The organism is Chelativorans sp. M5D2P16, from assembly GCF_034427935.1.
Lineage (GTDB): Bacteria > Pseudomonadota > Alphaproteobacteria > Rhizobiales > Rhizobiaceae > Chelativorans.
Genome location: NZ_JAXQNM010000036.1, coordinates 217,173 through 239,612, shown reverse-complemented (window position 1 = coordinate 239,612; position 22,440 = coordinate 217,173). Strand labels below are relative to the sequence as shown.

Below are 22,440 nucleotides of genomic sequence, written 5' to 3'. Positions count from 1 at the left end.
CTCCCGCGGCAGCTCTGTCGCACTACAAATCAGACGGCGCTGTATTCCTTCGACTTGAAAGTCAGATGCGCGACCGAGGCCGGCGCGTCCGCGATCTTGCGGATGTTGCCCCAGGTCTGCTTGTAGTTCGGGATGATCAGTTCGTTCGTGCCCGCATTGACAACGTTTCCCTGTACGCCGGTCGGATAGGCAAAGAGCATGAAGGTTTCGCCGGGCCGGGCCGAGGACGTCGGATAGACCATCGCCTGGGTCGATCCGGCGTCGTTGTAGACCTCGACAAGATCGCCTTCCTTTACGCCCACCTTCGCCATGTCGTCGGGATGCATCTCGATGAAGGGGAACGGCCAGCGGTCCATGACGAAGTCGTTCTCCACATCCAGATAGGCGGACTGCCAGACCTGGTTGGCGCGCCCGTTGTTGATCAGGAAGTCGTAGCTTTCCTGCTGCTCCTTCTTGCCCGGCGCCTGCAGGCCGCGCCATGCCGCGTGCATGAAGCGTGCCTTTCCACCCTCGGTACCGAATTTGCCGTCGGCATAAAGGCGTTGCGTGCCGACGATTTTCCCGTCCTCGAAGCCCGTTGCCGGCTCCTGAAAGCCATTGGTCCCCATGGCACGCAGCCGCTCATAGGTGACGTGCTCGCCCCCATGCGCGATGGCATGATAGCCGTCCATGAAGGCGTCTTCTTCGGTCTGCCAGTCGAAGCCGTCGAAATTTGCGGCGAGGTCGGCGTGGCCCGTTTCACCCAATATGCGCTGCATGTGGTTGGCAAGGCGCGCGGCGATCAGGCAGTCGGGCATGGCCCGGCCGGGCGGGTCCATGTAGCGCTCGGTGAGGCGCATGCGTCGCTCGCCGTTCATCGAGGTAAGGTTCATCTCACCCGATGTGGCCGCCGGCAGGACGACATGACAGGCTTCGCCGATCCTGGTGGGCACGATATCCACGTCGACGGCGAACAGGCCGCCATCCTCGATCGCTGCGACGATCGCATCGACCATCGCTTCCCTATCGCCGTAGGGCACGGCGTTCATCGCGTCCTTCACCTTGTCCGTGCGCTGCTTGTAGATGCGCTTGAATTCCGCAGCATTCAGCGTCGTCTTGTAGTGGTCGCAGCCCCAGATATGGTGAACGCCACCCTGGCCCTCGATCAAAAGCTTGTCGACATACGCCGCCGGCCGTCCGACATGGGCATCGCCCGGACGGGCATAGCCTTCCTGGTGACCACCGAGCCGGACCACGCCGCCGCCGGGACGGCCGACATTGCCGGTGGCGAGTGCGATGTTCACCAGCGCACCGTTGGTGCGGTAATTGTCGTTGCCCCAGATCAGGCCCTTCTCGTAGGCAAACATTGTGCGGCGGCGAGCGCCGCCCTCCTTGGGCTCGGCGATCCAGCTCGCGGCCTTGCGGATGTCGTCGGGCGCAAGGCCGGTGATCTCCGCGGCTCCCTCGACCGACATGCGATTGCCCTCGCGGGCGGCGGCAAAACTAGTCAAGACGGCCGGATGAGCCGGGTCGCTGCCGTCGCCTTCTCCCGCCTCGCCGGTCGTGCTGGCGTCGATGAAGGCCTGGTCGACCCAGCCGTTGTCGACGATTTCGGTGAAGAGTGCGTTGAAGAGCGCCAGGTCGGTGCCCGACTTGATCTGCAGGTGCAGCACGTTCTCCTTGCCGGCCTCCGCTTCACAGGCCGCAACCGTCACCGTGCGCCTCGGGTCGACGATGACGATGCGGCCGCGGTCGTGCGGTTCGTCGGCAAGCTGTTCCTGCTTCCTGCCGAGCGAGGAGCCGCGCAGGTTCGGCACCCAGTGATTGAGGAAATAGTTGGTCTGGGTCTCCAGCGGATTGGCGCCGACCACCATGATCGTGTCGGCAAGCTCGGCATCCTCGTAGCAGTTGTTGAGCTCGCCCACCCCCATGTCGCGCGTGGCATGGACCTCGGAATTATAGGCCGGGCGGTTGTGGATGCGGATGTTTTTCACTTTCATCGCCCCGAAATAGAGCTTGCCCGTGCCCCAGGTATTCTCGTAGCCGCCGCCGGCACCGCCATGGTCGAAAGCGGAGACGAAAAGCGCGTCCTCGCCCTTTTCGGCGACGATCCGTGCGGTTACGCGAGCAACGAGATCGAGCGCGTCATCCCAGCTCGTCGGCTGCATCTGGCCGTAGCGCCAGACCAACGGATCGGTCAGCCGCTGCTGCTGGGTGGAGCGGGCCTGGGAATAGCTCATCTCCGCCATGCGCGCGCCGCGCACGGAGCCGAGGCCAGAGTTCACCACGCATTCGCGGTCCGGCTTGATGACGATATGAACGTCTTTCCCGTCCTGCTTGACGATGTTGTACATCGACGGCGAATACCAGGCATCGGTCTCGGCATATTGCTGTTCGGCGAGGTCGACACCGAAAACGTTCGCGGAAGGGTCGGTGCCGCCCTGCTTGTTCACCGGCCAGGAGTAGGCGTGGTAACCGCAGCCGACGATGCAGTAGTGGCAGACGACATTGTGTCGGGTGGCATCCGCCGGGATGATCGGCAGGCGGTCGATCTGTCTTTTGTAAGCCATGTTCCCCTCCCTCAAAGCACGTTGGACAGGCGGCCGTAGAGAAGCTCGTCGAGCCCCTCGGCATGGATGTCGCCCTTGTCGTCGACGCGCAGCGTGTATTGCGGCAGGTTCTGGGTTGCCTGGCCCCAGATCTGCTGGCCGCCCGCCTCGCAGTCGAAGCGGGAGTAGTGGCCGGGGCAGTTCAGGGTCCGATCCTCGGCGCTGTACATCAGGGGAAAGCCCTTATGCGGACACACAGTCGAGAAGCCGACGATGTCGCCGTCGGGACCCGCCCCGCCTTCGACGCGCGTCCCGAGCTTCAGAAGCACACCGGGCGCGTTCTCGTCCGGATAGGCGACGTCGAACGGTTCGTTTTCGGTGAGGTCGGCAATGTTCGCCAGGCGGTTCGCCGGGTATTCAACCCGGGCCATGGCGACTTGCGCCCTTGCCTCTTGCGGAAGCGTGGCCGCAGCCGCCGCGCCCGCGGCCGTAAAGGCGCTTCCCCTCAGGAATTGGCGGCGGCCGACATCCACCAGTCTGTCGCAACGTGACATGGCTTTCTCCCCTCGCGTGTGATGACGTCAGGGAACGTGAAGCAAGCTGCGTGCCAGAAGGTGAAAAGCAAGTTTTCCAAAAGGTCGGTGGCGTCAGCGGATGCCGCGCAGGCGGAGACACGTTCGAAGTTCCGGACATGCCGCACCGCCCATGGTTCAGGAATCCGAACGTGCACGCTCCTTCATCCCGAAGCGCGTCATCTTCTCCCAGAGCGTGGTCCTCGAGATGGCAAGGAGCCCTGCGGCCTTGCCAACCTGCCCGCCTGCCTCCGCAAGCGCGCGCTCGATCTGCCGGCGCTCGGCCGCGTCCCTGATCTCGGCCAGGGGCGTGAAGGCGGCATGGCCTGCGGCCGATGCCTGCTCGGGAAAAAGGTCTCCCGGCATGATCCATTCATTGTTGGTGAGTGCGGCCGCGCGCTCGACCCGGTTGCGCAATTCGCGGACATTGCCCGGCCAGGGATGAGCCAGTGCTGCCTCTTCGGCCAGCGCGCTAAAGCCACGGATGCGCGCGCCGGTGCGGGCGACCGCATTCTCGAGAAAGCGGTCCAACAGCCAGGAGATGTCTTCCGGGCGCCTGCGCAAGGGTGGAATTTCAACCGGCAGCACGGCGAGGCGGAAATAGAGGTCGTCTCGGAAGCCCGTGTTCGATCCGCCTTCCGCCAGGTCGCGATGGGTGGCGGCGACGATGCGTGCCCGGAAAGGGATGATCGCCTCACCGCCCAGCCGGGTGAAGCCGGCGTCCTCGATGAGGCGCAAGAGCTTCGCTTGCAGAGCGGGCGGCATGTCACCGATCTCGTCAAGGAAGAGGGAGCCCCCGCCGGCGCGCTCGGCATAGCCCAGATGCCGCGCATGTGCGCCAGTGAAGGCACCTTTCTCGTGACCGAAGATCTCGCTTTCCAGGAGCTCCGCCGGGATCGCAGCGCAGTTGACGGCGACGAAAGGTTCGGCGGCGCGCGGGGATATCTGGTGCAGAAGCCGTGCCGCCACTTCCTTGCCCGATCCGGTCTCCCCGGTGATCAGTACCGGAAGATCGTGGCCGGCGTAACGGTGCAGCAAATCCTCGACCTGCCGGATGGCCGTGGATTCCCCGAGACATCCCGTGATGCGAGCGGTCGAAGCCGAGGTTCGGCGGCCTGCCTCGATGCGTTTCAGGAAATCGTCCATGATGAAGGGCTTGGTCATGAAGTCGACGGCGCCCGAGCGCATAAGCCTCACTGCCTGGTCGATCTCGCCATGGCCGGTAACGAATAGGAAGGGCGGCGTGTCCGGCCGCTTGGCAAGCTCGCCGAAAACGGCCTCTCCGGACATGTCCGGCAGGCGGATATCGCAGACGACGAGGTCAAGGGCGGCAGCGGACTCTACGGCCTCGATGGCCGCGCGGCCCGTCTGCCACCAGGTCACATCCCAGCCCTCCAGCTCCAGCCGCTGGACAATCGACCCGCCCATCACCGGGTCGTCCTCGACCAATCCTATGCGTGGGCGTTCAGGCGGCATCGGCCCGTCTCTCCTCAGCGGGAAAAGGCAAGATCAAGGTCACCACGGTTCCGCCCTCAGGCTTCTCGCCAACTCTCACCTCTCCACGGAGATCGTCAACCACGCGCCGCACCATCCATAGGCCTAATCCGCCGCCAGCGCGCAATGCGGGTCCGGGATCATCATCGACCAGTATACCGGCGATGTCTTCGGGAAATCCCGGACCCTGATCGTGAATTTCAATGCTCAATTCTCCGCTGGAGACACGGGCCGCAAGACCGATCTCGCCGTCTTCCATTGTCACGGCACTCGCGTTCAGGAGCAGATTCAATATTGCCTGCCGCACGGGGGCGCTCTTGATCGGCAATTCGCCCTGGTCGCTCCACTCGACGGTCCAGGCAAGGCGCTGGCGGCGGCGCCGCAGCTCCGGCCTGAGGAGCAAGCGAACGTCTTCCAGGTCCGTCGGCGAAATCGGGCGAGCGGAGCGTTCGGGGCGGTAATTGGCGAGCGCCGCCTCGACGACCTCTCGAATGCCCTGCAAACCACGCTCGATCAGGTTGATCGAGGTTGTGCGAACCCCGGGCGTGCTGCCGTGCTTTTTCAGCGTGTCGAGAGCATTGAACAGACCGCCGAGCGGATTGTTGATCTCATGCGCCATACCGGAGGCGAGCCGCCCGAGGCTCGCCACCTTTTCTTCCTCGGCGAGCCGCATTGCAAGGTCCGCTCGCTCACGCTCGGCGTGCACCAGGGCGTTATAGCCACGGAACAGGCTTGCGACTTCCGGGTTCCGCGAGGGGAACTCGCCCGGTGAGATCGGCTCGGCTGTCCCGTTCGCTGCGGCCCGCATATGGCTTTCGAGCACGCGCATCGGGCCGATCATCCGCCTGACGAGCAGAAATCCCCCCAATGAAAAAAGGGCGGCCAGCGCGCCATTGGTGACGAGAAGCGTGATGAGGATCTCGCGCCGCTCGGCAAACAGGTGCGCCACGTTGAATGTCGCATGAATCGTGCCGATCGGCAGCCCCTGGTAGACGAGCTCGCGACGCGTAAATCCCGTCATCGAGGTCTCGTCGATGGTGACCAGACCGGGACCGTATCGGTCGACAAAGCCATCCGGCAGTTCGGAATAGGCGGCGATCCTTCCAGGATCGCTTGCCGCCAGCACGCGCCCGTCGGCGCCGGTCACGATCGTTTCCAGCGGAGCCAGCGCGCCATAGGAAGAGGCGGACCGGTCAAGCGCGTCAAACACCTCCCACACGTCGGCACGCAGCACCGCAGGCAGAACCGCGGAAGAGAGCCCGTCGAGATAGGTCTGCGCCAGCCCGTCCAGGAATCGCTCCTGGGTGCGTGACAGGCGGTCGAGAACCCGCTCGGAGATCGCCGCGCTGACCGCTACCATCAAGAGTGCCACGATCAGTGGCATGCGATAGGAGATCGGGATCGATCTGATGCGATTGATCAGCTTCATCCGAACCGCCTTACCGTCTCGACCTTGGCGGCGATCGTGTCGAACAAGGAAGGCTCTGTCACCACGAAACCGTCCAGCCTCAAAAGCTTCAGCACCTTCTTTCCGTCGGGATCGTCGGCCATCGAGACAAGCGCCTTTCTCAAGCGCACAAGCGCGGGTTCGTCGGCCAGGAATTTCGGCGCCGCTATGGGTGGGAAGCCCAGCCATTCGGAGCGTCTGACGATCTTCGTCCGAGCGACAAGGTCCGGCTCCGTCTCGCGCATAACCTCCCAGACATAGCCGTCGACGCTTCCCGATTGCGCCAGGCGTGACGCCACGGCGCGGACGACGTTGCGATGTCCGTAGGTGAAGAAGTGTCGCGCGAAGAATTCTTCCGGCATCATCCTGTGCTCGGCAAGCAGCGTGCGCGTGACGAGGAAACCCGAATTGGAGTCGGGATCGGAGAAGGCGTGGATGTCTCCGCGCAGGTCCCGCCAGTTGCTGGCTGCGCGATCGGAGGGGACGATCAGATAGGACTGGTAGAGCGGCTTTCCCTGCCAGGAGGGCGTGGCCACCAGATCCAGCCGCTCCCGGTACTGCACATAGGGGTAGCCGCAGATCCATGCCGACTGGATCTGGCCCGAAACCAATAGCGCAGTGATTTCCTGATAGGTTCGCCGCATAACCAGTTCGACCGGACCGCCGATCCTACCGGACAGGTATTTCCTCAAATGACCAAGCAGTTCCAAGTCGCTGGTCAGGAAGACCGGCGTCAGGCCGAATTTGAACGTGGTCTCGTCGGCGCGGACCGTGACAGAACTGGCGGCCAAGAGGCTCGCAGCCAACGCGAGCGAAACGTCACGACGTGAAAGGCCCGCGCTCCTGCGCCGGCCGGAGATTTCCATCAGGTCCTCCCAAGTAAGTCGCCCGCAAAGTTTAGTGTATGCGATCGCAAAATGCGACTGGGTCATGCCAGAACTGCGCAACGCTCAAAGCTTTGTGCTGTCCCGTTACGATGCCAGGTGTATCGACGAGAACGGCGCGGCGCTTAAGGTCCCGGCGGAGGTGCTCGGCGAGATGGAGAGCCGGATGCGCGACACGGCGGCAAGGTGATGGCAGCCAGCGCGCCCAGCTAGGTGCGCCAGGACAGGAGTGCCCGCTCGGCGCGGCCGATCAGCCAGCCGATCGTCAGCCCCAGGGCCGACAGCAGCGCCACGCCGGCGATCAGCTGGTCCGTGGCAAAGAGCGCACCCGCCATGAGGATATAGGCGCCGATGCCGTGTTCGGCGCCGATCATTTCGGCCGCCACCAGAAGCACGATGGCGATCGAGGCGGAGATTCGGAAGCCCGACAGGATCGCCGGCATTGCGCCGGGCACGATGATTTTGCGCACGATCGACAGCCACGACAGGCCGAAGGACTGGCCCATGCGGATGAGGTTGCGGTCGACATTGTCGACCCCGCCATAGGTGGCGATGACGGTCGGAAAGAACGTGCCGAACAGGATGGTCGCCACTTTCGAGCCTTCGCCGATACCGAACCAGATGATGAAGAGCGGCAGAAGGGCGATCTTGGGGATGGGAAAGAGGGCCGAGACGAGCGGCAGGAGGCCGGCGCGCGCCAGCGAGAAAAGTCCGATCAGAAGACCGACGGCGATGCCAAGAAGGCTGCCCAGCGTCCAGCCGATGGCCAGGCGATAGAGGCTCGCGCCGAAATGCTTCCACAGCATGCCCGTGGTGACGAGATCGGCCAGCGCGCCGAGCGCCTCCGACGGCGCGGGCAGGGCGACGGGGCTGATGATGCCGCTGCGCGAGCCGGCCTCCCAAAGAACAAGCACCGAGAGAAAGACCAGCGGCGCGACGGGCCCCAGCCGCCGCCCATGGGTGAAGCCGCCGCCGCGGAAAGGCACGGGGCGCACCGCCTGCATGTCGGCCGTCGGGTTGCCCTCGGCCCTCTCGTCATCGGCATCGACCACTTCACGCGACATCGGAAATCTCCCTGTCGGCCTCGCGCGCTTCTTCGCGCATGATCTCCCAGACCCGCCGCTGCAGTTTTTCCAGTTCCGCAAGCCGCTGCGGCCTTTGCGCCAGCGGCATGTCGATCTCCACCACCTCGCGGATGCGACCCGGCCGCCGTGAAAGCACGATGATGCGCCGGCCGAGCCGCACTGCCTCGTTGAGGTTGTGCGTGACGTAGCAGGCCGAGAAGCGCTCGCGTTGCCACAGCGCTACGAGGTCGTCCATCAGGAGTTCACGGGTCTGGCTGTCGAGCGCCGACAACGGCTCGTCCATCAGCATGATTGCGGGCTTCACCGCAAGCGCGCGGGCGATTGCCACGCGCTGCTTCATGCCGCCGGAAAGCTGCCGCGGCAGGGCGCGGGCGAACTCGGAAAGATTGGTGCGGGCGAGCACATCCTTGACGATGGCACGCCGGTCCTCGCGCCCGACGGCATGGTCTTCAAGGACGAGGCTGACATTGCCCTCCACCGTGCGCCACGGCAGGAGCGCGAAATCCTGGAAGATGTAGGTGAGGGGGTTCAGCGAGCCGTCCGCCGGCTGGCCCGCCACCAGCACCTCGCCCGCGTCCGGCCGTTCCAGCCCGCCGGCAATCCTGAGCAAGGTGGACTTGCCGCAACCCGACGGCCCGACGATGCAGACGATCTCCCCGTCGCCGACGGTGAACGAGATGTCGTCCACGACGCTCGTGCCGCCATAGCAGTGGCGGATGCCTGTGAGGATGAGCTGCATTTCATCCGTTCCGGCTTAGCCGCTCCGGCGGCGGAAGCGCTTAGCGGGTTTCCACGAAGCCTGGATCGACGAGCTTGTCCATGGTTACGCCTTCCGGAACGAGACCCTCGGACTTGAACCATTCGAGCTGGTCTTCGACGCTGGCAAGGTTCAGGGCCGCGCCCGGGCTCATACGCATGGCGCCGGCGCGAATGCGCGGACCGGCCTTCTCGAGCGGCTGGTCGGCATAGATATATTCGTGGATCGCGGCGACGATCTCGGCCGTCTCGTCCTCGCTCATCGACTTGTCGACAAGCGCGGCGTTATAGTCGGCCATGCCCTTGGAAAGACCCGCAAGGAAGCGCTCCACCAGATCGGGCTTTTCCTGGGTGTTGGCCGCCGAAGTGAAGACGGTCGTCACCTGATAGTTGTCGATGTAGTCCGAGATCTTTCCGATCTCGATCACATCTCCGCCGGCCGTCAGGTTGCCGGCGATGCTGGGCACGATGGACCAGGCGTCGATCTGCCCCGTTTGCAGCGAGGCGATGACGGCCGGCACCTTCTGCAGCGGCTTCAGGCTGATCGCGGAGCGGGGGAAACCCTCGCCATTGGCGATCTTGTGCGCCATGTAGTGGAAGGACGAACCGGTGCTGGTGATGCCGAAGCTGCGGCCCTCCAGGTCGGCCGGCGTCTTTACGCCGTCGTCGAAGGCGGCCTTGGAGACGAGGATCTTCTGGCCTTCGATGTCCGGCGTTTCCTGCAGAGCGCCGCCGATCACCTTGATGACGCCCTTGTCGGCCAGGCTGATGAGCCCGCCGGAGATCGCCGTCATGCCGAAATCGACGTCGCCCGAGGCGATCGCCACCGCCATGGGCTGTGCGGACTGAAAGCTGACGAATTCGATCTCAAGGTCCTTTTCGGCGAAATAGCCCTTGGCTTCGGCGATGATGCTGGGCGAATGGGACGTGAGCGAAGGAATGATGCCCACATTGATCTTGTCCGCCGCCGAAGCACCGCCGGACAGCATGCCGGCGGCGGTTCCGGCGAGCGCCAGCGCGGTGAATGTCCTGCGCGAAATCATAGGCATGGGCCTCTCCCTTCGGCTTTTAGGATTTTCGCTGGGGTCTCGCACAGCGGTTCCCGGGGGGCAAGGGAAATTTGCGCGGATTGCAGCGGCATGCGGCGCGGCGATCACGACGGTTGACAAAGCCTCCTGCGGCCCCTCTATCTCCGCCGCATATTCGATACCGGGACTAAGCCGATGACCAATGTGGCCCTGACTGGACTGGCGCGCGACCTCGCCCGCCGCGCGGAAGAGGGGAGGCCCGTGCGTATCGGCGTCATCGGCTGCGGCGAAATGGGAACGGACATCGTCACTCAGGTCGCGCTGATGCAGGGCATCGAGGTGGCGGCGATCGTCGACCGGCGTTATGTGAACGCGGAAGCCGCGATCCGCATCGCCGGCCGTCCGCCGGAAAGCGCCGCGCGGGCCGCCTCGCCGGGTGCCATGGCGGACGTCATCCGCTCCGGCCGCACGGCGATTGTGGGTGACGCCATGCAGCTCATGGAATGCGCGGACGTCGAGGTGGTCGTGGACGCCACCGGCAGGCCTGCCGCCGGCGCCGAACTGGGCCTTGCGGCGATCGAGGCGGGCAAGCATCTCGTCATGATGAACGTGGAGGCCGATGTCACCATTGGCGCCTATCTTCGGCGCATGGCGGACAGGCAGGGCGTGGTCTATTCCGTGGGTGCCGGCGACGAGCCGTCCTCCTGCATGGAGCTCATCGAGTTCGTCACGGCGATGGGCCACGAGATCGTTGCCGCCGGCAAGGGCAAGAACAACCCGTTCAATCCCGACGCCGTTCCCGACGATTATCGAGAGGAGGCCGCCCGCCGCAACATGAACCCGCGCATGCTGGTGGAGTTCGTCGACGGCTCAAAGACCATGGTGGAGATGGCGGCGATCGCCAACGCAACCGGCCTCGTGCCGGACAAGCCCGGCATGCACGGCCCGATGGCCTCACTGGAGGACCTGCCGCGCGTTCTGTGCCCCGTTTCCGATGGCGGCGTGTTGTCGAAGAAGGGCTGCGTGGACTTCTCCGTCGGTCCGGGCGTCGCCCCGGGGGTCTTCGTCATCGCCGACATGGCTCATCCGCGGCTCCATGAGCGCATGGCGGACCTGAAGCTCGGGGATGGGCCCTACTTCACCTTCTACCGCCCGCATCACCTGACAAGCCTCGAGGTGCCGCTCACCTGCGCCCGCGCGGTTCTTTACGGCAAGGCCGACATGGTGCCGCTCGACCGGCCGGTGGCGGAGGTTTGCGCGGTAGCCAAGCGCGACCTGCAGCGGGGGGAGAGGCTGGACGCGATCGGCGAATACACCTACCGCTCCTGGATCATGACGGTGGAGGACGCGCGCGCGGCCAATGCGGTTCCCTGCGGCCTCCTGGAAGGCGGCACGGTGACCGCACCGGTAAGGAAGGGCGCGCTCCTGACCTATGACAATGCCGCGCCCGTGCCCGGCACCAAACTCATGGAACTGCGCCGCAGGCAGGATGAGATGGTGCTGGCCGCCGGGTGAGGGCGCTTATCGGGTTTGTTCAGATCCTGTCGCGCAGCGCATACCAGTTGAGCGCCAGGAAAAGCAGGATGGGGCGCAGGCGCGTACCCCCGGGAAATGGCGGGATGTTCAGCTCTTCGAAGAGCTTGAGCCGGTCCCGATTGCCGGCCACCGTTTCGGCATAAAGCTTGCCGGTGAAGTTCGCCAGCATGACGCCGTGGCCCGAATAGCCCCCGGCGGCGATCACGTTCGGCATCACCTCGCGCACGAAAGGCCGGCGCGGCAGCGTGATCCCGACATAGCCACCCCAGGTGTGGGTGATCTCCACATCGGCCAGCGCGGGATAGATATCGGCGATCTGGCGGCGAATCGCCTTTTCAATGCCGCCCGGGTTGTTTCTGGAATAGGCCTCCCGGCCGCCGAAGAGCAGCCGGCCATCCCCGGTCTTGCGGAAATAACGCACAACGAAGCGCGAATCGTCGACGCTTTCGCCGCCGGGCAGGACGGGACTGTCGCCCCCCAGGGGTACGGTGGCGCCGATGAAGGAGCCGATGGGCATCAGATGCGCCGCCGTGGTCTGCTCAAGTTTGCCCCCATGGGCGTTGGTGGCGATCAGGCACTTGTCGGCGGTGATGGTGCCGCGCGCCGCGGCGATCCGCACCTTGCCGCAGTCCGATTTGATGCTCTCGGCCCGCGTCTTCTCGAAAAGCCGCGCCCCCGCGGCGGTCGCGACGCGAGCGGTGCCCACGACCAGTTTCAAAGGGTGGATATGGCCGGTGCCGGTATCGCGGATGCCGCCGAAATAGTGGGTGGAGCCGAGTCGCTCCGCCGTTTCCCGGCGATCCATGAAAGTGACGTGCGGATAGTCGAAGCGCTCGGCCATGATCCCGGCATGAGCGCGGTAGTCGTCGAGGTAGCGCCGCTTGTGGACGACTGACATCTGCCCCGGCATGTAGTCGATGTCGATCCCGTTCGCCTCGGCGAAGGAAAGCAGGTGCGCCTTGGCCTCCTCGCCGAGATCGAACAGCGCCTTGGCGCGCGTGAAGCCGAGATCGGCTTCCAATTCCTCCGGCCAGGCCCGTTGGCCGGTGCCGAGCTGGCCGCCATTGCGCCCGGAGGCGCCGTCGCCGAAGCGGTGGGCGTCGATCAGTGCGACGTTCACGCCCGCCTTGGCGAGATGCGCGGCCGCCGAAAGCCCAGTGAAGCCGCCCCCGACGACGGCGACATCGACCTGCAGGTCACCATCGAGTGCCGGATATTCCGGACGTTCGCCGATACTGGCCTCATACCAGGAGTAGCCGGGAGAGATGGGGGATTGGTAGGGCATGGGGATAGATGAATGGTGAATGGTAAATGGAGAATGGAGGTGCGACCGATATTTGGAGCGGCTGCAGAATTACGAAATGCTGTCAGCCATTCACCTTTTCCCAAATCACACATTCAGCAACAGATACTCCCGCTCCCACGGGCTGATCACCCGCATGAAGGTTTCGAACTCGGCTCGCTTGATCGCCGCGTAGGTGGTGGTGAAAGGCTCACCCAATATGTCGCACAACGCCGCGTCGCCCTCGAACAGCGCCACCGCCTCGAGAAGGCCGCGGGGCAGTTCGATCTCATCCTGGTTCACCGCCGTGCCGGCAGGCGCATCCGGCGGGGTCTTTTCCAGAATGCCGATCAGGCCGCAGGCGAGCGAGGCAGCCAGCGCCAGATAGGGGTTGGCGTCGGAGGAGGGGATGCGGTTTTCCACGCGCCGGGAGCCCGGGTCCGAGCGCGGCACGCGGAAGGCCGTCGTGCGGTTGTCGTAACCCCAGCGCGTGTTGACCGGCACCGCGTTGCCCTGGGTCAGCCGGCGGTAGGAGTTCACGTAGGGCGCCAGCATGATGAGGGCGTTGGGAATATGCCGCTGCAGGCCGCCGATGAAGTGGCGGAAGGCGTCCGTCTCCTCGCCGTGCGCGTCGGAAAAGACGTTCTTGCCCGTCTTTGCCTGGACCACGGACTGGTGGATATGCATGGCCGAGCCCGGCTGCTCCTGGATCGGCTTGGCCATGAAGGTCGCGTAGGTGTCGTGCTTCAGCGCCGCCTCGCGGATGGTGCGCTTGAACATGAACACTTGGTCGGCGAGTTCCATCGGGTCGCCGTGCCGCAGGTTGATCTCGAGCTGCCCCGCTCCTTCCTCGTGGATGAGCGTGTCGATCTCCAGCCCCTGGCTTTCGGAGAAATGGTAGATGTCGTCGATCAGCTCGTCGAACTCGTTGACGCCGGCGATCGAATAGCCCTGACCGCCGCCGATGGGTCGCCCCGAGCGGCCGACGGGCGGGGTCAGCGGGTAGTCGGGGTCGGGGTTCTTGTGCACGAGATAGAACTCGATCTCCGGCGCCACGATGGGCTTCAGCCCGTGCTCAGCATATTTCGCGATCACCCGTTTCAAGACATTGCGTGGGCTGAATGCGACGACGCGCCCGTCCTGGTGGACGAGGTCGCAGATGACCTGCGCCGTTGGGTCGCTTTCCCACGGGACGACCGAAAGGGTCGAAAGGTCCGGCACCAGCTTCAGATCGCCGTCGTCTTCCGGATAGATGAAGCCGTTGCCGCTTTCCGGGTAGCCGCCGGAGATCGTGGTCATGAACACCGCCGAGGGTAGCGCCAGCGACGTGTTGGAGGTGAATTTCTTCGACGGCATCATCTTGCCGCGCGCCACACCCGCCTGGTCCGGCGTGATGCACTCGATATCCTCGATGCCGCGCCACTCGAGCCAGGCCGAAGCCTCTTTCCAGTTCTTCACGCCGCGCAGATTTTTCAGGAATGCGGGCATGCGCGTGCGTCCGTTGCGCCCGCGGGGCCGTATCGTCTTCTTGTTGTCCAGCATCGATCACCAGGCGTTTTTCGGATGCGCGAGTATAGACGTCCAGAAAAGAGATTGGGAAGGGCATGACGCGGTTTGGTCGAGCAAGCGCCTTAAACCTCAATGGCTCCAAGCGCAGTGGCGGCCAGGACAGGCCGCGCATCTGCCGTGCACCACGGCCGGAGGAAGTCTGAAAGAATTGACGGGACTGCCGACAATCCTCGTCGTCCTGAGCATTCTGATGCCGATGAGGGCGGTGACCGCCGTTCAGCCGCGCAGCGGCGGTTATGCGCTCATCGCTGATCGCTCTTCGGGATGACGCTGAGCGAACCGTCCGTTTCCAAAACCACACGATCGATCGTGTCCAGACCCGAATGCCCATGCTGTCGAAGAGCGGCCTCCACTTCTTCCCTGGTCACGCGCTGGATGCGCATCGCCTCGTCCCGGTAGCTGCCCTTCTCGACCAGCACGCTGGGTTGACTCTTGACGAGTTTTTGCAGCCACTGGGATCGAACCGACCCCCAGGTAATGACATATTGAAGGGCGACGAGCAGCGACAGAGCAAGCACCCCATCGGCCAGCGGGATGCTCCTGTCCAGAAGGACAGTGGCGAGCGTGGACCCCAGCGCAACCGTGACCACGAGGTCGAAAGCATTCATCTTGCTCAGCGTCCGTTTGCCGGATATGCGCAACATGAACACCAGCGCGACATAGGCTGCCCCGCCGATAAGCAGGATCCGCAACAGGTTTTCCCAATTGTCGAACAGCATCGGCTGACTCATCGGGATCCGTCCTCCGGTTCGTGACGTTCATGGGGTGAGCAGGGTCGCGATGTTCACGCGTCCCGGACCGACTGCCATGCCTCATCAACTCATGATGATGACAATCGATCCGACCGATGCAGCCGAGAGTTCCCTGCCGCGCGACGGCGTGCACCTATTCCCGGCCATCGGGACGTCGAGCCGATCGATTTTCCTTCAACGGGCGGCCACGCGCTCGAAAAGGTCCTGATAGCTGACGATCAAGCCCCTATCGTCAACCTGCAGGTCCGCTTCGAATCCGGCGGAGAGACCAAGGTCGATGTAGCGTAGGAAGTTCGGGCGCAGTCGGTCGTATCTCTGGCGTGAACACGCCACCGTCATGGACGCAGCGTCTATGTAGCAGGTCTCTAGAGTGAGGCTTTCCCGCTTCTCGGTCTTCAGTCGTTGAATCGGAAATGTATTGCAGAAGGGCGTCACTGATAGATCCGGCTCATCCGCCCCGTCGAGATCAGGGCGATGCATCCCGTCCACCTTCCAACCCTTGCCGGCCCGCTCGAGCGTCAGTCGGGTGTATTCGCCCGCGCCCCATTTTTCCACCTCCAGTGAAAGCGCCCGCCAATCAGGCGATATCTTCCATCGGTGGTCGATCCGGTAACCGCCGTCCTCCACACAGATCACGCTCGACACCGCGTAAACGGCATCGGCGCAAACCGCCAGCGTCAGACGTTCCAAACCCGCCATGTCCGTTCGACGCCAGAATATTACTTCGGATTCCCGCTCCATGCGCACTTTTGCCTGCGACCGTGGTGAGATGGCCGTCCTCTACCCACGCAATCGTCGCATCCCGCTAAGGATTGAGTCCAGACCTCAGGTCGTGTGGACACTAAATCTGATCGATAGGAGCGTAGCGGTGATTGTGAGGACGAAAGGCCGGCCGGAGGCTGGGGATCTTCTCTGGCGAAACCTTCAGCGGATGCTCGTCGGTGTCGACGACCTTGATCGCGACGATGACCGGCGCGATCTCGTCGGAAAAGGCCTCGGTTTCAATCGCTGTACGGGCGTGGGACAGGGTCTCGATCGCATAGGCGTCCTGGTCAGCGCGCGTGAACTGGTAAGCCTCGGCGGCTGCTTCGCCGAAGTCGCCCATGGCACGGCCAGGTTCGTAGGCATCCTCCAGACCGTCGAGCATCATGTGATCGAGGATGCGGTCATGGCCGACACGATAGCCGGAGCGGGCCCGCGAGAGCAGATAGGGTGCGTTCGACATCGACTCCATGCCTCCGGCCACGACGACATCGGCCGAGCCGGCGCGGATGACATCGTGCGCCAGCATGGTCGCCTTCATGCCCGAACCGCAGACCTTGTTGATCGTGGTGGCACCGACGGTATCGGGCAGGCCGGCGCCGCGCGCCGCCTGCCGGGGAGGGGCCTGTCCCTGGCCGGCGGGTAGCACGCAGCCCATGTACACCTCGTCCGGCCGGTCGGGCGACAGCTGCGCGCGTTCGAGGGCCGCGCCGATGACATGGGCGCCGAGTGCGCTCGCCTGCACCGGCGCGAGATCGCCGAGGAAGCGGCCCAGCGGAGAGCGGACGGCCGAGACGATGACGACAGGATCGGATGTGGTGGTCATAACGGGCCCTTGCGCTTTGAATGTTACCAGTCCGGTGCCGATGCCGGCGAAGCTGGCGCGTTCGGTACCAGCCGGCAGGCAGGCGTGAGATCAAGTTCCTTCAACTGTGCGCCGACGCGCGGAACCATCATCGCTGTCGTTGCGCACGCTGTGGTCGAGACAAGCCGGGTCTGCAGAACGGCATGCCTGCTCAGGGTTTGCGGACATTCGGGATCGTGCCTGTCCTTGCTGTCGTTTCCATCATCGCATCTATGGACCGATCGTCCGGCGCTTCGCAATCACAAGGGGAGCGGCCATGGCCCATACGCTCGTCTTGGTCCTATGCCTCGCGGAATCCCGGGTTCTTGCGGGACCCGGGAGCAGATCTTCAAAGGCCTCGCTCCGCATTCCTCGCAGTCCTAGCCAAGCACATACGGGTCGTACTTGGGCAGCAAACTAGTTTTCCTATGGCCAGCCGCAAGGGACGAGCCGGGCGTGGAAGATGCGGCCATCGGTTGTGAAGTGGGTTCCCACCGGCTCGCCTGCTTCGATATAGTATTCCTCCGCAATGCAGCCGAAGTTACGAAGCGTGGCCACGATATGCTCGCGCTCGGAATCTGCATCGCGGTCCACCCTATGCGAAATTTGCCATGTCATGGATTGCAGGCCGAAGCCAGTATCGGTCGTGCCAGCGCCGACCCAGATATGTGATTGCGACGGATCGATGCGCAATTTCCGCGTCCAGTACGCAAGATCGCCGGCTCCGAGTTCAGGGTCGATGTTTGCCGCCCAGAAGCGGATGTGATGCCTCTTCCTCGGACTGTCGCCGACGTCCTCTTGGAAGCCGATGTCCTGTCTGCGGCCGAACAGATAGAGCGCACTGAACGGGGCGGTAGGATAGGAACGATCGAGAACGAAGCTCACCACCATTCTCACGGCAGAGCGAAGTGTCAGTGTATCGGCAACGTGCCAACCTGCCACTGCAAATGCCGAGCGGAGCTGCTCCTGCGAGCCGATCAGGACGACATTGACGGGATCCGCGGGAAGGCCGTCCGCTGCGCGCGTGACTCTCGGGATACGGTTGCGGCGGAGGACCGCCACGCTCGCACGGATGACCGGCGGCAGGACAACATAGGCTGCGAGGGCGTAGGTAAGCAGCAACGCAGCGAAGACGGGAACCTGCTGGTCAATCCTCTCGAAGATCTGAGTGACGATGAACCATAACGTCGCTGAGGCGATCAAGAAGATGAGGATGCGTTGTATCCATCGGGCGAGGCGGGTCATAGGCGCATCATAAACACCAAAGCCTCGCCGGCGGTAGCCAGCAGGGGGCACCTAAGTCGGCGCCCGCTGCCCTGCCGTCACTGGCGTCGTGGCCCGCAGCATTCCTGCCGTCATGCGGCAAGAGCCAGCGCATCGGCGCCTGCGGCCTGGCGCAGGGGGCAGTCCGGCTCGGTCACTGCCCGCCAGATGGCTGCAACGACGTCCTCCGGCTCGGTGACCTTCGTATCCGCCGCCGACGCGTGGGCGGCAAAGACCTGTTTGGCAAAAGCGTCATAGGCTTCGGGAATGCTCCCCGTCTCTGCCATCTTGCCGCGTGCGTTGGCCCCGAAACGGGTTCCCGGAGCCTGGCCGGGCAGGATCAGCCGCGTGCGGATGCCGAAGGGCTCGAGCTCCAGCGCCAGGCATTCGGTGAAGGCATTCACCGCAGCCTTGCTGGCCGTGTAGATCGGCAGCAGCGGCAGCGCCTTCAGCGTCGTGCTGGAGGAAACATTGACAATCGTCCCCGCTCCGCGCGCCCGGAACTGCGGCAGCACGGCGCGTGTCATCTCGAACGTGCCGAAAGTGTTGGTGTCGAAGATTTCGCGGATCGTCTCTTCCGGCGTGCCCTCCAGCGGACCCATCCAGCCGATGCCCGCATTGTTTACGAGGGCGTCGATCGGACCTGCCGCCTCGACCGCACGGCTGATCGCATCGCGCTCGGTCACGTCGAGTTGCAGGATGCGCAGCCGGTCGGAGGCGGGCAAGACGTCCTCGCGCGGGCTGCGCATCGTGGCGACGACCGACCAGCCCTGGTCGATGAAGTGGCGCGCGGTCTCCAGCCCGAAGCCGGAGGAACATCCGGTGATCATCACGGTATTCATGAATCGTGTCTCCTTTTCTCGGATACCCGGGATATCGACCTTGCAGCACGAACTTTCTATAATCACGGATCCGCAATTGTTTATCGATAGTCCGAAATGTCAGATCCTCTCTCCGAAGTGATTGCCCTTTTGCGCCCGCGCGCGCCCTTTTCGAAGCTGGTGAACGCTTCCGGCGCATGGCGCGTGCGGCGGACCGAGGTGGGACAGGTCTACTACTGCCTGCTGCTTGCCGGTCAGGCGCGTCTCGAGGTGGACGGCAAGCCGCCGATGGACCTTTGCCAAGGCGATTTCGTGCTGGTGCCGGCGGTGCAGAGCTTTTCCATGTCGAGTACCGATCCCGTGCCGCCGCCTGGGCTGGAAAGCCATCCTGTGATCCGTCCGGACGGAACAGTACAGATCGGGCCGGAGGATGCGCCTGTCGAGGTGCAGCAGCTCATCGGTTATTGCAGCTTCGGCGCTCCGGATGCGGAGCTTCTGGTACCGCTGCTTCCCGATATCGCGTTGGTGCGGGGCGTGCAGCGTCTTGGCGATCTGGCACGGCTGGTGCGGGACGAGGCGCGGGCGGATCGACCGGCCCGCGACGTGGTTCTGGAACATCTGCTGCAGGTGCTGCTCATCGAAGCTCTGCGTTCCTCGTCGGAGACGAGCGCCACGCCAGGCCTGCTGCGCGGCTTGGCGGATGACCGGTTGACTCGCCCGCTACGCGCCATCCACGCGGCGCCGGACTGCGCATGGAGCGTCGCCGAGCTGGCGCGTGAGGCGGGGCTGTCCCGCTCGGCCTTCTTCACACGGTTCAACCGGGTGGTGGGCATGGCGCCGATGGAATACCTGCAAGGCTGGCGGATGACGCTCGCCAAGCACATGCTTCGATCGCGGCAGCACAGCATTGCGGAGATTGCGGCGAAGATCGGATATGGCTCAACGAGTGCCTTCAGCTCGGCGTTCTCGCGGCGCATGGGGGCGTCGCCAGCGCAGTACGCCCGCGATGCATGAAGCTGCGAAATCAGGTGTTTCTAACTGTGCCGGTTTGGGGCTGCGAGCGGACCGACAGGTTCCGGACAGGTTAGTGGGATTACTGCCTTTGTGCACGCGGCATGTCGTTGGTCGCTCGGGGTTCACGACCAAAGCGGCTGTTCCAATTGCTTTGGATCCAACCCAAAACCAGACTCTAGCGGCGATCTCCATCCGGCGTGTCGCGAGACTAAGCGGGAACGTAGGTCAATTTGACCACATCCTCGCCGATCCGGTCACTGGCCATAAGACGGAGCGGTGGCCTGGGTCCGGCGAAATACGGCTTGCCGTGACCAAGCACGACGGGGTGCAGGTAGATTCGATACTCATCGATCAGGCCAAGTTCGGTGAGGCTTTGCGCCAAGTCCGGGCCGGCAACTTCGATCTCCCCGTCGCGCTCGGCCTTCAACTCGCGGATCGCGCCCTCGAGATCACCCTCAATAAGCCTGGCGTTGGGGCCGCCCGACTTCAACGAGCGCGAGACGACCCATTTCGGCTGGTTCCGCCACGCCGCCGCGAAGGCGCGTTCCTCTGCATTCCATTCAGGATGATCGTCGTCCCAGTAACGCATGATCTCATACATGCGGCGACCGTAGACGCTGCCCGCCTGCCCCTGAGCCTCCTCGATGAAGTGGCGGAAGAGCGTGGGACCTGGCGCAAACGCCATATGGTCGACGTAGCCGTCCAGGGACTGGTTCATTCCGAACACGAGCTTAGCCATGCCCGCCTCCCTCCTCACGCGGCACATCCGCGCGTTGTGATTGCGTAACGCGATCGATTGTAAACTAGCCAGAATGATTGCATTTCGCAATTGGTTTTTGGAGTGCGCATGAACGCCCACCGCTTGGGCTGCCCGCTCAATTTGACTATACGGCGGCTTGTGGGACCGGGTGGCAGACTCGTTGGACGGCTAAATTGGCGGCGCGTAGCGGCCGTCGCCGGGGCGCAGTTCGACGGCGAGCGGCGGCAATTTCGGTGTGGCGTGGCGGAAATGCAAAATTGGCGCGCCCGGGAAGATTCGAACTCCCGACCCCCAGATTCGTAGTCTGGTGCTCTATCCAGCTGAGCTACGGGCGCTTTGCTGCTTCGGCAGCGGCCATCGAGGCCGAACCGGCCGTTGGCCGGACGCCGCTTACCTAACGATAGAGGACGGCAAAAGCAAGCACGGAAGTGACAAATCTTAAACGCTTTTTCACCGGCACACCGATGGCGCCGGAACGGGACATGTGTCTCCGGCAGCCGTTCACCGCGCCGATTCGTGCCTCTGGCCGGTTCTGGCCGGAGTTGACGGCACGCGGACGGCATCGGGCAGGTCTATGGCAAAGACCGTGTGCCCGCTGCCGCTTTCCACAAGGGAGATTTCCCCGCCATGGGCGCGCACCAGTTCCTGGGCGATGGCCAGGCCAAGACCCGTGCCGCCGCTTCTGGCCGAGCCGCGGAAGGCGGTGAAGAGGTTCTCGCGCGCCCGCGGCGGCAGGCCGGGTCCGGTGTCGGCCACGAAGATGCGCAGAGCGCCGTTCTCCCGCAGGGTGGAGACGGTCAGCCGCCGCACCAGCGCCGCCTCGTCCTTGCCCGACATGGCCTGGACGGCGTTGCGGCACAGATTGGCGAGCACGCGGAAGAGTTGCTCCGAATCCGCGTGCACTTCGAGAAGCGGATCCACCTTGTTCACGAACTCGATCCCGCTTGCCGGGTCGATGCCGAGCGTGGCGCGCACGTCCTCCACCAGCGCGTGAAGCTGCAGTCGCCGGCGCGATGGCGGCGCCTCCTGGGCGCGGCCATAGGCCAGAACCCCTTCGGAATAGGAAACGGCCCTGTCGAGCGTACGCACCAGCTTCGGCGTCAGCGACTGTACTGTCGGGTCCTTGATCTGCGCCAGGCGGTCGGACATGAGCTGGGCCGCGGCCAGCATGTTGCGCATGTCGTGGTTGATCTTGGAGACCGCAAGGCCGAGATCGGCCAGCCGCTTGCGCTCGCCGAGTGCCCGGTTGAGCGTTTCCTGCATGCCGGCAAGCTCCCGCTCGGCGATGCCGATCTCGTCGTCCCGGTCTTCCGGCCTGATGATGCGGTCAGCGTCGTCGGGCGCTGCCGCGAAAGCCAGCATGGACCGGGTCATGGCGCGGATCGGGCCGATCATGATGCGGTTGATGGCATAGAAGACCAGCATCGCCGTGAACAGCGAGATGATGAGCGACAGTACGGCCACGTTGCGCGCATAGACCAGCATGGCCGAACGCAACGCGCTGTCGGGGATGATGATTTCGTATTGGTTGCGGCTTTCGCCGACGCGGCCGAACACGCGCAGGACCCTGTCGCCGCCGAAGAACATCGTGCCGAAGGCCTGCCGGATCGCCTTGAGCGGGCCGACATTGTCGAGGTCGGCGTGCATGTCGATCTCCGGCGGCATCTGCGAGACGACGAGCAGGCGCGAGGTCCCGCCGTCGCGCACCGCGATGGCCATGGCGCCGGTCGCCATCAGGACATCGTTGCTGGCGCGGCGGCTCAGGCTGTCGGGATCGCCTTCCATCAGAACGATGCCGACGGCTGCTGCACTCTGCAGCCGCTGGCGCATCCATTGCTGGGCGAAATTGGCGACGGAGGGAATGAAGATCAGCACCTCCGCCAGCATCACGAAGAGGATGGTCAGAAGGAGCAATTTCGTCGACAGCCCGCGTGTCAGCGGCACCGCGCGCCGGTTGTCCGCTGCCTCGTTGCGCCCGTCCTGCCGTTCGTTCTCGGCCATGGCCGCTCCCTGCCAGAGATGCTCCGGTCGCGCCGGGGCTCC

Annotated in this window: 20 protein-coding genes, 1 tRNA gene and 1 pseudogene; 4 read left to right on the top strand and 18 right to left on the bottom strand. The window is 64.2% G+C overall.

Going from position 1 to position 22,440, the window contains the following annotated elements; all coding sequences use genetic code 11:
* Positions 1-29: 29 nt before the first annotated feature.
* The 5 genes from SIN08_RS17215 to SIN08_RS17195 all read right to left on the bottom strand — a co-directional run bounded on the left by SIN08_RS17215 (position 30) and on the right by SIN08_RS17195 (position 6,907).
* The gene (locus SIN08_RS17215) at positions 30-2,549 is read right to left on the bottom strand and encodes an arsenate reductase (azurin) large subunit (protein WP_322452824.1); all 2,520 of its coding nucleotides are present in this window, start codon (positions 2,547-2,549) and stop codon (positions 30-32) included.
* A gap of 11 nt (positions 2,550-2,560) precedes the next feature.
* On the bottom strand, positions 2,561-3,082 hold the full coding sequence (locus SIN08_RS17210; RefSeq protein WP_322452823.1) for an arsenate reductase (azurin) small subunit: 522 nt from the start codon (positions 3,080-3,082) through the stop codon (positions 2,561-2,563).
* A gap of 156 nt (positions 3,083-3,238) precedes the next feature.
* Positions 3,239-4,576, bottom strand: a complete 1,338-nt coding sequence (locus SIN08_RS17205; RefSeq protein WP_322452822.1) for a sigma-54 dependent transcriptional regulator — start codon at positions 4,574-4,576, stop codon at positions 3,239-3,241.
* Positions 4,566-6,023: a HAMP domain-containing sensor histidine kinase gene (locus tag SIN08_RS17200; RefSeq protein WP_322452821.1), complete on the bottom strand. Its 1,458-nt coding sequence runs from the start codon at positions 6,021-6,023 to the stop codon at positions 4,566-4,568. Before SIN08_RS17200 ends, SIN08_RS17205 begins: the two co-directional genes overlap by 11 nt.
* On the bottom strand, positions 6,020-6,907 hold the full coding sequence (locus SIN08_RS17195) for a PhnD/SsuA/transferrin family substrate-binding protein (RefSeq protein WP_322452820.1): 888 nt from the start codon (positions 6,905-6,907) through the stop codon (positions 6,020-6,022). The genes SIN08_RS17200 and SIN08_RS17195 overlap by 4 nt, the downstream gene beginning before the upstream one ends.
* A 64-nt stretch (positions 6,908-6,971) precedes the next feature.
* Here SIN08_RS17195 and SIN08_RS17190 point away from each other — a divergent pair, with 64 nt between their 5' ends.
* A complete protein-coding gene (locus tag SIN08_RS17190) occupies positions 6,972-7,115 on the top strand; it encodes a hypothetical protein (RefSeq protein WP_322452862.1) in 144 nt (47 codons plus the stop codon).
* 19 nt (positions 7,116-7,134) lie between these two features.
* Here SIN08_RS17190 and SIN08_RS17185 read toward each other — a convergent pair whose 3' ends face one another.
* The 3 genes from SIN08_RS17185 to SIN08_RS17175 are packed head-to-tail and all read right to left on the bottom strand — an operon-like array spanning position 7,135 to position 9,815.
* Complete coding sequence (locus SIN08_RS17185) at positions 7,135-7,989, bottom strand: ABC transporter permease (RefSeq protein ID WP_416208095.1); 855 nt, start codon at positions 7,987-7,989, stop codon at positions 7,135-7,137.
* A complete protein-coding gene (locus SIN08_RS17180) occupies positions 7,979-8,749 on the bottom strand; it encodes an ABC transporter ATP-binding protein (RefSeq protein ID WP_322452819.1) in 771 nt (256 codons plus the stop codon). Before SIN08_RS17180 ends, SIN08_RS17185 begins: the two co-directional genes overlap by 11 nt.
* Positions 8,750-8,789: 40 nt before the next feature.
* Positions 8,790-9,815 (bottom strand): ABC transporter substrate-binding protein, encoded by a 1,026-nt coding sequence (locus SIN08_RS17175; RefSeq protein WP_322452818.1) that lies wholly within the window; start codon positions 9,813-9,815, stop codon positions 8,790-8,792.
* Positions 9,816-9,989: 174 nt separating this feature from the next.
* Here SIN08_RS17175 and SIN08_RS17170 point away from each other — a divergent pair, with 174 nt between their 5' ends.
* Complete coding sequence (locus SIN08_RS17170; RefSeq protein WP_322452817.1) at positions 9,990-11,309, top strand: homoserine dehydrogenase; 1,320 nt, start codon at positions 9,990-9,992, stop codon at positions 11,307-11,309.
* Positions 11,310-11,328: 19 nt separating this feature from the next.
* Here SIN08_RS17170 and SIN08_RS17165 read toward each other — a convergent pair whose 3' ends face one another.
* On the bottom strand, positions 11,329-12,615 hold the full coding sequence (locus SIN08_RS17165; RefSeq protein WP_322452816.1) for an FAD-binding oxidoreductase: 1,287 nt from the start codon (positions 12,613-12,615) through the stop codon (positions 11,329-11,331).
* A gap of 105 nt (positions 12,616-12,720) precedes the next feature.
* Entirely contained in the window at positions 12,721-14,154 is a 1,434-nt protein-coding gene (locus SIN08_RS17160) for a glutamine synthetase family protein (RefSeq protein ID WP_416208094.1), read from the bottom strand.
* Between SIN08_RS17160 and SIN08_RS17155 the strand changes: the two genes are divergently transcribed.
* Entirely contained in the window at positions 14,099-14,449 is a 351-nt protein-coding gene (locus SIN08_RS17155) for a hypothetical protein (RefSeq protein WP_322452814.1), read from the top strand. The two genes, SIN08_RS17160 and SIN08_RS17155, sit on opposite strands and share 56 nt — an antisense overlap.
* Here the strand turns inward: SIN08_RS17155 and SIN08_RS17150 are convergent.
* The 5 genes and pseudogenes from SIN08_RS17150 to SIN08_RS17130 all read right to left on the bottom strand — a co-directional run bounded on the left by SIN08_RS17150 (position 14,424) and on the right by SIN08_RS17130 (position 18,644).
* Positions 14,424-14,900: a DUF421 domain-containing protein gene (locus SIN08_RS17150; RefSeq protein ID WP_322452813.1), complete on the bottom strand. Its 477-nt coding sequence runs from the start codon at positions 14,898-14,900 to the stop codon at positions 14,424-14,426. The genes SIN08_RS17155 and SIN08_RS17150 overlap by 26 nt on opposite strands.
* Positions 14,901-15,107: 207 nt before the next feature.
* Positions 15,108-15,674, bottom strand: coding sequence for a putative glycolipid-binding domain-containing protein (locus tag SIN08_RS17145; RefSeq protein WP_322452812.1), 567 nt, complete (start codon positions 15,672-15,674; stop codon positions 15,108-15,110).
* Positions 15,675-15,813: 139 nt separating this feature from the next.
* Positions 15,814-16,521: pseudogene (locus SIN08_RS17140) on the bottom strand (acetyl-CoA C-acetyltransferase); the annotation flags it as partial.
* A gap of 444 nt (positions 16,522-16,965) precedes the next feature.
* Complete coding sequence (locus SIN08_RS17135; protein ID WP_322452811.1) at positions 16,966-17,784, bottom strand: LssY C-terminal domain-containing protein; 819 nt, start codon at positions 17,782-17,784, stop codon at positions 16,966-16,968.
* A 110-nt stretch (positions 17,785-17,894) separates the two neighbouring features.
* On the bottom strand, positions 17,895-18,644 hold the full coding sequence (locus SIN08_RS17130) for an SDR family oxidoreductase (RefSeq protein WP_322452810.1): 750 nt from the start codon (positions 18,642-18,644) through the stop codon (positions 17,895-17,897).
* Between the two features lie 96 nt (positions 18,645-18,740).
* On the opposite strand from SIN08_RS17130, the gene SIN08_RS17125 reads away from it, so the two are divergent.
* The gene (locus SIN08_RS17125; RefSeq protein WP_322452809.1) at positions 18,741-19,637 is read left to right on the top strand and encodes an AraC family transcriptional regulator; all 897 of its coding nucleotides are present in this window, start codon (positions 18,741-18,743) and stop codon (positions 19,635-19,637) included.
* A gap of 208 nt (positions 19,638-19,845) precedes the next feature.
* Here SIN08_RS17125 and SIN08_RS17120 read toward each other — a convergent pair whose 3' ends face one another.
* The 3 genes from SIN08_RS17120 to SIN08_RS17110 form a co-directional block, all read right to left on the bottom strand.
* Complete coding sequence (locus tag SIN08_RS17120) at positions 19,846-20,376, bottom strand: dihydrofolate reductase family protein (RefSeq protein ID WP_322452808.1); 531 nt, start codon at positions 20,374-20,376, stop codon at positions 19,846-19,848.
* 279 nt (positions 20,377-20,655) lie between these two features.
* A tRNA-Arg gene (locus SIN08_RS17115) sits at positions 20,656-20,732 on the bottom strand.
* Between the two features lie 166 nt (positions 20,733-20,898).
* Complete coding sequence (locus SIN08_RS17110) at positions 20,899-22,398, bottom strand: HAMP domain-containing sensor histidine kinase (protein ID WP_322452807.1); 1,500 nt, start codon at positions 22,396-22,398, stop codon at positions 20,899-20,901.
* Positions 22,399-22,440: the final 42 nt, after the last annotated feature.

Bases quoted from the DNA above. Each gene is read 5' to 3' on its own strand.
- SIN08_RS17120 (WP_322452808.1), bottom strand. From the start codon at position 20,376: ATGGCTAAGCTCGTGTTCGGAATGAACCAGTCCCTGGACGGCTACGTC.
- SIN08_RS17155 (WP_322452814.1), top strand. From the start codon at position 14,099: ATGCGCGTGCGTCCGTTGCGCCCGCGGGGCCGTATCGTCTTCTTGTTG.
- SIN08_RS17170 (WP_322452817.1), top strand. From the start codon at position 9,990: ATGACCAATGTGGCCCTGACTGGACTGGCGCGCGACCTCGCCCGCCGC.
- SIN08_RS17145 (WP_322452812.1), bottom strand. From the start codon at position 15,674: ATGGAGCGGGAATCCGAAGTAATATTCTGGCGTCGAACGGACATGGCG.
- SIN08_RS17210 (WP_322452823.1), bottom strand. From the start codon at position 3,082: ATGTCACGTTGCGACAGACTGGTGGATGTCGGCCGCCGCCAATTCCTG.
- SIN08_RS17130 (WP_322452810.1), bottom strand. From the start codon at position 18,644: ATGAATACCGTGATGATCACCGGATGTTCCTCCGGCTTCGGGCTGGAG.
- SIN08_RS17150 (WP_322452813.1), bottom strand. From the start codon at position 14,900: ATGCTGTTCGACAATTGGGAAAACCTGTTGCGGATCCTGCTTATCGGC.
- SIN08_RS17165 (WP_322452816.1), bottom strand. From the start codon at position 12,615: ATGCCCTACCAATCCCCCATCTCTCCCGGCTACTCCTGGTATGAGGCC.
- SIN08_RS17205 (WP_322452822.1), bottom strand. From the start codon at position 4,576: ATGCCGCCTGAACGCCCACGCATAGGATTGGTCGAGGACGACCCGGTG.
- SIN08_RS17195 (WP_322452820.1), bottom strand. From the start codon at position 6,907: ATGGAAATCTCCGGCCGGCGCAGGAGCGCGGGCCTTTCACGTCGTGAC.
- SIN08_RS17215 (WP_322452824.1), bottom strand. From the start codon at position 2,549: ATGGCTTACAAAAGACAGATCGACCGCCTGCCGATCATCCCGGCGGAT.
- SIN08_RS17190 (WP_322452862.1), top strand. From the start codon at position 6,972: ATGCCAGAACTGCGCAACGCTCAAAGCTTTGTGCTGTCCCGTTACGAT.
- SIN08_RS17185 (WP_416208095.1), bottom strand. From the start codon at position 7,989: ATGTCGCGTGAAGTGGTCGATGCCGATGACGAGAGGGCCGAGGGCAAC.
- SIN08_RS17135 (WP_322452811.1), bottom strand. From the start codon at position 17,784: ATGACCCGCCTCGCCCGATGGATACAACGCATCCTCATCTTCTTGATC.
- SIN08_RS17110 (WP_322452807.1), bottom strand. From the start codon at position 22,398: ATGGCCGAGAACGAACGGCAGGACGGGCGCAACGAGGCAGCGGACAAC.
- SIN08_RS17180 (WP_322452819.1), bottom strand. From the start codon at position 8,749: ATGCAGCTCATCCTCACAGGCATCCGCCACTGCTATGGCGGCACGAGC.
- SIN08_RS17175 (WP_322452818.1), bottom strand. From the start codon at position 9,815: ATGCCTATGATTTCGCGCAGGACATTCACCGCGCTGGCGCTCGCCGGA.
- SIN08_RS17200 (WP_322452821.1), bottom strand. From the start codon at position 6,023: ATGAAGCTGATCAATCGCATCAGATCGATCCCGATCTCCTATCGCATG.
- SIN08_RS17125 (WP_322452809.1), top strand. From the start codon at position 18,741: ATGTCAGATCCTCTCTCCGAAGTGATTGCCCTTTTGCGCCCGCGCGCG.
- SIN08_RS17160 (WP_416208094.1), bottom strand. From the start codon at position 14,154: ATGCTGGACAACAAGAAGACGATACGGCCCCGCGGGCGCAACGGACGC.